Raw genomic sequence first — 10,483 nt, forward strand, 5'->3', positions numbered from 1 at the left:
AGGTTGCAATGAGCGAACGGACCTATTCTCAAGTCAATACAGGAATCAGCGTACGTGAGGCTAGTTTTGTCAGTCCCAGTCAATTCGAGCAGTTGCTTGCAAGTCCCTCAAGCGAGAGCCGAGAAGGCTTGCTACAAGGAACACCTTATGCTTTAGACAGCCACGAGATCAAGGATTTATCAGCCCTTGAAGCCCGCCTGATGGCAGCCTTGTTGGCAGAATACCAATGGGCTTTTGAGGTAAGCCCTCAGCCAGACTTGGTTAGCCTGTTTACCTTGAAATACACCTATCATAATCTCAAGGTTTGTCTGAAACACAAGGCGACAGAGCGCAAGTTGGGGCACTTATTGATCCCTATCGGTCCTTATTCTCTCGATGTGCTCGAGCATTTGGTGGCGACCTTTTCTGCGGAGCATTGTCCGGCCTTTATGGCGGAAGAAGTGGCTGCAACCTGGCAAGAATTCCAAGACTATCAGGACTTGCGGGTCCTCGAAATCGGGATGGACTTAGCTTATTTTAAACACCTGAGATACTTAGGGGACAGCCTAGATCATCCGATTCTGAAGCATTTGGTGGACGTGACCATTGACTTTTACAATGCGATTACGGTCAAGCGGGCCTTGGATCAGCAAAAACCGCATAGCTTTATGCACCAATTACTTTCAGATGAAGGTAGCCTCAGTGCCCATCAGGTGATCGACCTGCTAGAATCCGGTCAGTGGTTGACCTGGTTTTATCAAGTTAATCCGCTGGACTACGATCTCGCCTTAGAGACTTATGAAGAAAAGATGCGCACCGGTCAACTAAAGACCGTAGAGTTGGAGTATTTAGAGAGTTTGGTGAAATTCAGTCTTCTAGACGCTGGCCGTTTTGAAGTCGATGGACCACTCCCTCTTGTTCGTTATCTTTACGGAAAAGAGTTAGAGGTGACCAACCTTCGTTTGGTCCTCTCTGGTTTGGACAATGGTTTTCCGCTAGCAGAAATTAAAGAAAGGATGAGACCGATTTATGGACAAACAGACCTATAAGATCGCCGTTGTGGGCAATCGGGATGCCATCCTTCCTTTTCGCCTGATTGGCTTTCAAACCTATCCGGTCACAGAGCCACAAGAAGCGATCAATACCTTGCGAAAACTCAGTCGGGAAAACTTCGGGATTATCTACCTGACAGAGGATATTGCTCAGGCTATTCCAGATACAGTGGCTTTTTACGACCAGCAGCTGACTCCGGCTCTGATCCTTATCCCGACCCATAGAGGGACTACGGGACTGGGCCAACAGCGGATTCGTGATAATGTCGAAAAAGCAGTAGGACAGGATATTTTATGAGAACAAATGAATTTGGCCAAGCGATTGGCGATGCACTGCCGGATTTTACACCGGGTCGTCTGCCAGCTATTGAGCGGATTGAAGGTCGCTATACCGTGATCGAGCGCCTCTCAAAAGAAAAACATGGAGCAGATCTTTATCAGGTCTACGGGCCGGACTCTCCAGCAGCGATGTGGACCTTTCTGTTCAAAGGTCCTGCCCACAATGAAAAGGAGTGGGACCGCTTATTGGATGATCTCATGACAGCCCAAGGTCGCTTTTACTATGCGATTGTAGACAAAGATTCAGGCAAGGCTTTGGGGACTTTCTCTCTCATGCGGATCGATCAAGCCAATCGGGTGATCGAAGTTGGAGCAGTGACCTACTCACCAGCGCTCCAAAAGACACGCATGGCTACGGAAGCCCAGTATCTGTTAGCGCGCTACGTGTTTGAAGATTTAGGCTACCGCCGCTATGAGTGGAAATGCGATGCTTTAAACCAAGCATCTCGCAAAGCAGCTGAGCGCTTAGGGTTCACCTATGAAGGCTGTTTCCGTCAGGCTGTTGTTTATAAAGGTCGGACCCGTGATACAGACTGGTTGTCCATCATTGACCAAGAATGGCCAGCTATCAAACAGCGGCTAGAAGCTTGGTTGGATCCAAGTAATTTCGATGCCAATGGCCAACAAAAGCAATCTCTAAGAGAGATGGCACAAAAGTAAAACAAAGAAACAAGGATTCCCAGGAGGAATACATGACTCAAGGAAAAATTATCAAAGTTTCCGGTCCCTTGGTGGTCGCATCAGGGATGCAGGAGGCCAATATTCAAGACATTTGCCGGGTCGGCGATCTTGGTTTGATTGGCGAAATTATTGAGATGCGGCGGGATGAAGCCTCTATCCAAGTATATGAGGAAACATCTGGAGTCGGTCCAGGAGAACCAGTGGTCACAACCGGAGCTCCCCTTTCTGTTGAATTGGGACCAGGCTTGATCTCTCAGATGTTTGACGGGATCCAACGCCCCTTGGAACGCTTCCAAGAAGTGACTGCCAGTGACTTTTTGGTTCGTGGGGTGCAAGTTCCAAATCTAGATCGGGACACCAAATGGGCCTTCGAACCAAGTGTGACTGAAGGGACAGAAGTGGTCGCTGGAGACATCGTCGGTACCGTTCAAGAGACCAATATGGTGGAACACCGCATCATGGTACCCTTTGGTGTCAGTGGACGTGTGACCAAGATCGCAGCAGGTTCTTACACAGTGGAAGAGCCGGTCTATGAGATCGAGCAGGCAGATGGCAGCCTCTTTACTGGTACTTTGATGCAAAAATGGCCGGTTCGTCGAGGCCGTCCCTTTGCACAAAAACTGATTCCAGTAGAGCCTTTGGTCACAGGTCAACGGGTTATTGATACCTTCTTCCCTGTAACAAAAGGTGGAGCTGCAGCTGTTCCTGGTCCTTTCGGAGCTGGAAAAACCGTCGTGCAACACCAGGTGGCCAAGTTTGCCAATGTAGATATCGTGATTTATGTTGGTTGTGGGGAACGTGGAAATGAAATGACGGACGTTCTGAATGAATTTCCAGAATTGATCGATCCAACAACTGGCCAATCCATCATGCAACGGACCGTTCTGATCGCCAATACTTCGAACATGCCAGTAGCAGCGCGGGAAGCTTCTATCTACACAGGGATCACCATTGCGGAATACTTCCGTGATATGGGCTATTCCGTTGCCATCATGGCCGATTCGACTTCTCGCTGGGCAGAAGCTCTCCGTGAAATGTCTGGTCGTCTAGAAGAAATGCCAGGGGATGAAGGCTACCCAGCCTACCTTGGTAGCCGGATCGCCGAATACTACGAGCGTGCAGGCCGGGTTAAGACGCTTGGAACTACTGCGCGCGAAGGTTCGATTACGGCGATCGGTGCCGTTTCCCCTCCAGGTGGAGATATTTCAGAGCCGGTAACGCAAAATACCTTGCGAATTGTTAAGGTTTTCTGGGGCTTAGATGCTCAATTGGCCCAACGTCGCCACTTCCCAGCTATCAACTGGTTGAGTTCTTATTCCCTTTACCAGGATGAAGTTGGTCGCTATATCGATTTACATGAACAAATCAGCTGGTCTGAAAAAGTGACCCGTGCTATGAACCTGTTGCAAAAAGAAAGTGAATTGCAAGAAATCGTTCGCCTGGTTGGTCTGGATTCCTTGTCTGAAAAGGACCGCTTGACCATGAATGCGGCCAAGATGATCCGAGAAGACTACCTGCAACAAAATGCCTTTGATGAGGTGGACACCTATACTTCTTTCAGCAAGCAGGTGGCCTTGTTGACCAACATTTTGACCTTTGACCAAGAAAGTCAAAAAGCACTAGAATTAGGGGCTTACTTCACAGAAATTATGGAAGGAACCGTAGCTCTTCGAGACCGCATTGCCCGGAGCAAGTTCATCCATGAGGATCAGTTGGCAACCATTCAAGCCTTGAAAGAAGAAATCGTAGAAACCCTACACCAAATCGTCGCAAAAGGAGGAGTAGACAATGAGCGTGATTAAAGAATACCGTACTGTCAGCGAAGTTGTTGGCCCCTTGATGATTGTCGATCAGGTCGAGGGGGTTCACTACAATGAACTCGTAGAAATCAAGCTCCATGACGGAACAACCCGTCAGGGACAAGTTCTCGAAGTCCAAGAAGACAAGGCCATGGTCCAGCTCTTTGAAGGGTCTAGCGGGATCAACTTGGAAAAAGCCAAGGTTCGCTTTACCGGACGTCCCCTAGAACTCCCTGTGTCTGAAGACATGGTGGGCCGCATCTTTAACGGGATGGGCAAACCCATCGACGGTGGTCCAGAGATTATCCCAGAGAAGTACTTGGACATTGATGGACAAGCCATCAATCCTGTTTCGCGGGACTATCCGGATGAATTTATCCAAACAGGGATCTCAGCCATTGACCATTTGAATACCTTGGTTCGGGGTCAAAAACTCCCAGTCTTCTCAGGTTCTGGTCTCCCTCACAAGGAGTTGGCGGCTCAGATTGCCCGTCAAGCGACGGTTCTTAATTCTGAAGAGAACTTCGCCGTGGTCTTTGCGGCTATGGGGATTACCTTTGAAGAAGCCGAGTTCTTTATGAACGACCTTCGGGAAACAGGAGCTATTGACCGCTCTGTCCTCTTTATCAACCTAGCCAACGACCCAGCTATCGAGCGGATTGCGACTCCTCGGATTGCCTTGACCGCGGCAGAATATTTGGCCTATGAAAAAGACATGCATGTCTTGGTCATTATGACCGACATGACCAACTACTGTGAGGCCCTTCGGGAAGTCTCCGCTGCCCGCCGGGAGGTTCCAGGACGTCGGGGCTATCCAGGTTACCTTTATACCAACCTCTCAACCCTCTACGAACGTGCAGGACGCTTGGTTGGAAAGAAAGGATCTGTGACCCAAATTCCAATCCTCTCCATGCCGGAGGATGACATCACCCACCCCATCCCTGACTTGACAGGCTACATCACCGAAGGTCAGATTATTCTGTCCCGCGATCTCTACAATAGTGGTTACCGCCCACCGATTAATGTTCTTCCATCCCTTTCTCGTTTGAAGGACAAGGGTTCTGGTGAAGGCAAAACTCGGGAAGACCATGCGGCGACCATGAACCAGCTCTTTGCGGCCTACGCCCAAGGAAAACAAGCCAAAGAACTGGCTGTAGTACTGGGGGAGTCTGCCTTGTCCGATACCGACAAGCTCTATGTCAAATTTACCGATCGCTTTGAGCAAGAATACATCAATCAAGGTTTCACTACCAATCGGACGATTGAGGAAAGTTTGGATCTCGGTTGGGAACTCTTATCCATCCTTCCACGAACAGAGCTTAAACGGATCAAGGATGAGATGATTGACAAGTATCTGCCAAACAAAGAGGACTAGCCTATGGCACGATTAAATGTAAAACCAACTCGGATGGAGCTTAATATTCTCAAAGAGCGCCTCAAGACAGCAACCCGAGGACACAAGTTGCTCAAGGACAAGCGGGATGAACTCATGCGCCGCTTTATTGAAGCTGTACGTGAGAATAATCGCCTGCGCCAAAAGGTAGAGGCGGCGCTTGTGGACAATATGCAAGATTTCGTGATGGCTAAGTCCCTAGAGAGCGACCTCATGGTGGAAGAAATCTTTGCTGTTCCCACGCGAGAAGTGATGCTGCATATTGAGGAAGAAAATGTCATGAGTGTGCGCGTGCCCAAGCTCCATGCTCGTATCGATAATCCATACGGAGATGATGAAGGGGACGTGGTTTATAGCTATCTCGCCTCTAACAGTCAAATGGACAGCACCATTCAAGAAATGGGAGATCTTCTCCCAGATTTGCTCAAGTTAGCGGAAATCGAAAAAAGTTGTCAACTCATGGCAGACGAAATTGAGAAAACCCGCCGTCGAGTAAATGGACTGGAGTATGCGACCATCCCAGACCTCAAAGAGACCATCTATTATATCGAAATGAAACTCGAAGAAGCCGAACGCGCCAATCTCGTCAGAATCATGAAGGTGAAGTAAGATACAAAGCCCGTAAAATGCAAAGTGAAAATAGGAAATTCTTGCAGTGAGCGATGCTCACAAGAGAATTTATCTTTTTCACCCAGCATTTAGGGCGTGTTCAATTCACAAGATACAAAGCCGTTAAGCAACTCAAAGGAAAATAGGGAGCAGGACAGAAGCACTGTTGTATAGAATGCTTCGTTGTCCTGCCCCCACAAGGCTGATTAGGATTTTTCCGAGCTCTTAAAGCGAGAGAAAAATCCAATCAGCTACTGTGCCTTTGAAGTTAGTACTATTACAGTTTGCGTTTTTCACCCAGCATTTAGGGCGTGTTCAATTACTTAAAAAATACAAGAACCTCATCGAGGAAACGTTCCTAGATGAGGTTCTTTTGCACCATCTTTTTATGTTACTAGTTTGTAACAATGTGACAAGAAAGACGAAATGTTACAAGAAAAATACAGTTTTGTTAAATAGCCAAAAAGGCCTTTTATTATTTTTAAATTGTGATAAGATAGTATAGTAGTTCATTTGTTCAAGAAAATCTTGAGCAAAAAACAAAGAAAAAAAGAGGATAAAAGATGAAATTAAAAGTTAATACGAAAGCCTTGATCGCTTCAACAGTAGCTCTTGCAGTGATTCCATTTACAAAAGCCACTGCAGAAACACTTGAAGATTGGGTAGCTCGCTCAGTAGATGAAATCAAACATGATATCCAACAAAGTGGTGACAACCAACAAACGTATACCATCAAATATGGTGATACATTGAGTTCGATCGCAGAAGCGCTTGGAATCGATGTTCATGTGTTGGCAAACTTGAACAACATCAGCAACATGGACTTGATCTACCCAGGTACTGTTTTGAAAACAACAGTAAATGATCAAAAAGAAGTAACTTCAGTTGAAATCCAAACTCCTCAAGCAGGTGCAACAGATGCAACTGTTGCAAGTGCTGACTTGACAACTAACCAAGTGACAGTTGATGACCAAACAGTCGCTGTCAACGATTTGTCTAAACCAGTAAACGAAGATAACAAAGCTGTTCCAGTTGCACCTTCAACAGAAGAATCTCCAGCCCAACCAGCGGAAGCTCCAGTTGTTGAAGTTCCAGCAGCAGAAACACCAGCTCAACCAGCTGTTCCAGAAACACCAAGCTACGGTGCTCCAGCTGTCAATGTTGAAATTCAAAATCAAGAAGCAGCCCCAGCTGCTGCCCCTCAATCTGCTCCAGCCGCAGAAGCAGCTCCTGCTGAAACACCAGCACCAGCAGAGGAAGCTCCGGTAGCACAACCTGCAGCAGTAGAAACTGCAGCTGCCCCTGAAGTACAACCAGTAGCATCAACTCCAACATCTGCAAATGCTATTCCAACTGATCCAAATCTTCAACCGCAAGCGGAAGCTTTCCGTCAAGAAATTGCAGCGAAATTCGGTATCACCAATATCGGAGGATATCGTGAAGGGGATCCAGAAGACCATGGTAAAGGGCTTGCAGTAGACGTGATGGTTCCAACAAATTCAGAGCTTGGAGATCAAGTTGCACAGTATGCGATTGATAACATGGACCGTGCAGGTATCTCATATATTATTTGGAAACAACAATTCTACATGCCAGTAAATAACATTTACGGACCAGCTAATACATGGAACCAAATGCCAGACCGTGGTGGAGATACAGCAAACCACAACGACCACGTACATATCTCATTTAACGGATAATAAAACTATTGAACTAGGCCTAGAGCCTAGTTCTTTTTTTGTGCACACAAAAAAGCCGGAAGACGAATCTTCCAGCCGGACGATGGTTATAAAATATGATCGACTTTTTCCACCTGATAAAGAGCAAAGGCCATGATAATGGTTAAGACCAGTAGCATGAGAATTGCAGGTGCCCAAGAGTGGAAGAGAGATTTGCTGTATCCAAAGAGAATAGGACCAAAGGCTGCAAAGACGTAGCCTCCTGTTTGGGCAAGACCAGAAAGTTGGGCCGTTTTTTCAGGTGTGCTGGATTTCATGGAGAAAGCGACCATGAGGTAAGGAAAGAGCGAACTAACGGAACTTCCTATCAGGGCATTGATGACGAGCCAGTAAAAGAAGTTGCTGGTTGGGATTAAGAGTATGGCTACTCCCAGAATCCCTGCTCCAACAACAATAGCAAGCATCAAGTGTCGATTGCGATCGGATAACCGTGTCGTTAAACTTGGGATCGTCAAGGAGAATGGGAGACTGATCAAGGTGAACACTGAGGCAAGTAGTCCAGATTCAACCTTTGAAAGGCCAGCTTGAACAGCCATGGTCGGAAGCCAAGTCATACTTGTGTAGAAAAGTAATGACTGCAAGCCTCCAAAAATCATGATAGCCCAGACATATTTATTGGTATACCATTTGTTACTAGCTTCAGTAGTAGCAGCCTTTTTGAGATGGTGGTTGTAGCGAAGGTTAGGAATCCAGATGACCAAAGCAAGAGCGCACAAGGCAGTCAAAAGAGTCACTAGACCTTGCCAAGAAGTGGCTTTGGTAATAGGAACCGCTACAGAAGAGGCGATCGCTGTGGACATCCCCATAGAGGTGATGTAGAGAGTTGTTAGCACACCGAGTTGCTTAGGCCGATTGGCCTGGATCAGACTTGGAAGCAGAACATTGAGAAAGGCAATACTTGCTCCAATTAAGATGGTTCCCAGATAGAGAAAGGGAAGATCGATAATCCGAATGGCAGATCCGATCGTCATTGCGATCAAAACAAGAAAGAAGAGGCGCTCAATCCCTAATTTTTGAGCAAACTGAATCGCAAAAGGTGAGAAAATGGCAAAGGTAAGAAGGGGCAAGCTAGTCAATAATCCCAGAGAGCTCACATCAACCCCCAAACCAGCTGCGATGTCAGACAAGACCGTCGGAAGCGTAGTAAATGGTGTTCGTAAAACAATCCCAAGCATAATGATGCCCGGGACGAATAATATAGAATGTGTTTTTTTCATAAATCCTCCTCAGACAAAAAATTCTCTTCATTATAACATAGATTGAAGAGAAATTGGAGTATCTGTACAAATGAAGGGTTAGGATCGTAGTTTTTTCTCCGCTCAAACTGCGTCAATGTACCTAAGTTCGTCCACGTCTCTATTGTACTTGACTCACTAAAAAATAAGGATCGTAGTTCTCACTGTCGTTCGAACTGCATCAATATCTCTAAATTCGGTTGAACTCTCTGAGTTCACCTTATTAAGTATTATAAGGATCGTAGTTCTCACTGTTGTTCGAACTGCATCAACGTACCTAAACTCGCTGATGCTCGTAAAGGTACATAGAAAAAGCCACCGGTTTTGGTGGCTCTTATAGGGAGATTATTATGAAAAAGTTTAGGATTTTCTATCAAACAAAGTTAGGAGGTCTTTATTTGATGGTTTTATTATAAGGCGGTTTGCTTAAAGAAAACTTAAGAAAAGGCGCTGTGTATGAGAATCGGTCTTAAGGCTGATAAAATGTATTAGCTAGCATCACAAATAAGCTGTGTTTTTATTTATAATAACTTTTTCTTTTTAAAGGATGTAGTTTCCGCTCTGCTTAAACTGTATCAATGTACCTAAGCTCACTAATGTTCGCTAAGGTAATAAGGAACGTAGTTTTCGCTTCGCTCAAACTGCGTCAACGTACCTGAACTCGCTGATGCTCGTAAAGGTACGTAGAAAAAAGCCACCGGTTTTGGTGGCTCTTATAGGGAGATTATTATGAAAAAGTTTAGGATTTTCTATCAAACAAAGTTAGGAGGTCTTCATTTGATGGTTTTATTATAAGGCTCATTTCTTAAAGAAAACTTAAGAAAAGACGCTGCTTATAAGAATCGGTCTTAGGTCTGATAATTTTTTACAACAGAAGCTATTTAGATTTTTTTCTAAATAGAGTTGACAAACCCATCCGAAAGTACTAGAATCTATTTAGAAAGATATCTAAATAGATTAGAGGAGATAGAGAATGAATTTTGCGCAAACATTTAAAGCTTTATCGAATCCGATAAGAAGAAGTATCTTAGAACTGCTAAAGGCGGGGAAGTTATCTGCTGGTGATATCGCTGGCCACTTTGATGTAGCAGGAGCGACCAGTTCCCATCATTTAAACCTCCTCAAGCAGGCAGATTTAATTCGAGAGGAAAAAGAGAAGAATTTTATCTACTATGAACTCAATACTTCTGTCTTGGAGGATTTAATGGTCTGGCTCGTTGATTTGAAAGGAGACTCTACTGATGAAAACGAATAAAAAACTATTGCTATTAACTTCTATGGTGATCCTTTTCCCCATGCTTTGGGGGCTGATGATTTGGTCGCAATTACCTAACCAAATCCCGATTCACTTCAATTTTGCTGGCCAGCCCAATAACTTCCAATCGAAACCCCTGGTTGTGTTTGGTCTTCCTATTTTCGATCTCATGGTGCATCTGTTTATGATCTTTATGATCGGTCGCGATTCTAAGAATAGCGCTATGAATGAAAAAATGATCAGAGCGATTTACTGGTTGACCCCAATCGTTTCCTTAAGTATCTCCTATCTCATCTATAGCAAGGCGCTTGGATCTACTACCAATCCATCTGTTTTTGTTTCGGTGTTGCTGGGTCTTATCTTTGTGATCATGGGCAATTACATGCCTAAGTTGAAAGTGAA

General features: G+C 45.4%; 10 protein-coding genes. 9 read left to right on the plus strand and 1 reads right to left on the minus strand.

The window, feature by feature from the left end; translation table 11 throughout:
* Nucleotides 1–8 precede the first annotated feature (8 nt).
* From HMPREF3002_RS10185 to HMPREF3002_RS10215, 7 genes are all read left to right on the plus strand, one after another.
* Nucleotides 9–1,028, plus strand: a complete 1,020-nt coding sequence (locus tag HMPREF3002_RS10185) for a V-type ATPase subunit (RefSeq protein WP_070666693.1) — start codon at nt 9–11, stop codon at nt 1,026–1,028.
* Entirely contained in the window at nt 1,009–1,329 is a 321-nt protein-coding gene (locus HMPREF3002_RS10190; protein WP_003009443.1) for a V-type ATP synthase subunit F, read from the plus strand. Before HMPREF3002_RS10185 ends, HMPREF3002_RS10190 begins: the two co-directional genes overlap by 20 nt.
* Entirely contained in the window at nt 1,326–2,030 is a 705-nt protein-coding gene (locus HMPREF3002_RS10195) for a GNAT family N-acetyltransferase (protein ID WP_070666695.1), read from the plus strand. The genes HMPREF3002_RS10190 and HMPREF3002_RS10195 overlap by 4 nt, the downstream gene beginning before the upstream one ends.
* A 32-nt stretch (nt 2,031–2,062) precedes the next feature.
* Entirely contained in the window at nt 2,063–3,853 is a 1,791-nt protein-coding gene (locus tag HMPREF3002_RS10200; RefSeq protein WP_041826169.1) for a V-type ATP synthase subunit A, read from the plus strand.
* A complete protein-coding gene (locus tag HMPREF3002_RS10205) occupies nt 3,840–5,225 on the plus strand; it encodes a V-type ATP synthase subunit B (protein WP_003002370.1) in 1,386 nt (461 codons plus the stop codon). Before HMPREF3002_RS10200 ends, HMPREF3002_RS10205 begins: the two co-directional genes overlap by 14 nt.
* A gap of 3 nt (nt 5,226–5,228) precedes the next feature.
* Complete coding sequence (locus tag HMPREF3002_RS10210; protein ID WP_070666698.1) at nt 5,229–5,852, plus strand: V-type ATP synthase subunit D; 624 nt, start codon at nt 5,229–5,231, stop codon at nt 5,850–5,852.
* A gap of 563 nt (nt 5,853–6,415) precedes the next feature.
* The gene (locus HMPREF3002_RS10215; protein ID WP_070666701.1) at nt 6,416–7,552 is read left to right on the plus strand and encodes a LysM peptidoglycan-binding domain-containing protein; all 1,137 of its coding nucleotides are present in this window, start codon (nt 6,416–6,418) and stop codon (nt 7,550–7,552) included.
* Between the two features lie 86 nt (nt 7,553–7,638).
* On the opposite strand, the gene HMPREF3002_RS10220 is transcribed toward HMPREF3002_RS10215, so the two are convergent.
* Nucleotides 7,639–8,808, minus strand: a complete 1,170-nt coding sequence (locus HMPREF3002_RS10220; RefSeq protein ID WP_070666704.1) for a CynX/NimT family MFS transporter — start codon at nt 8,806–8,808, stop codon at nt 7,639–7,641.
* A 991-nt stretch (nt 8,809–9,799) separates the two neighbouring features.
* On the opposite strand from HMPREF3002_RS10220, the gene HMPREF3002_RS10225 reads away from it, so the two are divergent.
* Both HMPREF3002_RS10225 and HMPREF3002_RS10230 read left to right on the plus strand, forming a co-directional pair.
* Nucleotides 9,800–10,081, plus strand: coding sequence for an autorepressor SdpR family transcription factor (locus HMPREF3002_RS10225; protein ID WP_070666707.1), 282 nt, complete (start codon nt 9,800–9,802; stop codon nt 10,079–10,081).
* Nucleotides 10,068–10,483, plus strand: a 416-nt coding sequence (locus tag HMPREF3002_RS10230; RefSeq protein WP_070666710.1) for a DUF1648 domain-containing protein, incomplete at its 3' end; no start/stop codon positions are given. The genes HMPREF3002_RS10225 and HMPREF3002_RS10230, both read left to right, overlap by 14 nt.

Origin of the sequence: Streptococcus sp. HMSC065E03, from assembly GCF_001815045.1 — a bacterium.
GTDB classification, from domain to species: domain Bacteria; phylum Bacillota; class Bacilli; order Lactobacillales; family Streptococcaceae; genus Streptococcus; species Streptococcus parasanguinis_AD.

Coding starts and splice junctions, on each gene's coding strand:
- HMPREF3002_RS10185 (WP_070666693.1), top strand. CDS start 9: ATGAGCGAACGGACCTATTCTCAAGTCAATACAGGAATCAGCGTACGT.
- HMPREF3002_RS10190 (WP_003009443.1), top strand. CDS start 1,009: ATGGACAAACAGACCTATAAGATCGCCGTTGTGGGCAATCGGGATGCC.
- HMPREF3002_RS10195 (WP_070666695.1), top strand. CDS start 1,326: ATGAGAACAAATGAATTTGGCCAAGCGATTGGCGATGCACTGCCGGAT.
- HMPREF3002_RS10200 (WP_041826169.1), top strand. CDS start 2,063: ATGACTCAAGGAAAAATTATCAAAGTTTCCGGTCCCTTGGTGGTCGCA.
- HMPREF3002_RS10205 (WP_003002370.1), top strand. CDS start 3,840: ATGAGCGTGATTAAAGAATACCGTACTGTCAGCGAAGTTGTTGGCCCC.
- HMPREF3002_RS10210 (WP_070666698.1), top strand. CDS start 5,229: ATGGCACGATTAAATGTAAAACCAACTCGGATGGAGCTTAATATTCTC.
- HMPREF3002_RS10215 (WP_070666701.1), top strand. CDS start 6,416: ATGAAATTAAAAGTTAATACGAAAGCCTTGATCGCTTCAACAGTAGCT.
- HMPREF3002_RS10220 (WP_070666704.1), bottom strand. CDS start 8,808: ATGAAAAAAACACATTCTATATTATTCGTCCCGGGCATCATTATGCTT.
- HMPREF3002_RS10225 (WP_070666707.1), top strand. CDS start 9,800: ATGAATTTTGCGCAAACATTTAAAGCTTTATCGAATCCGATAAGAAGA.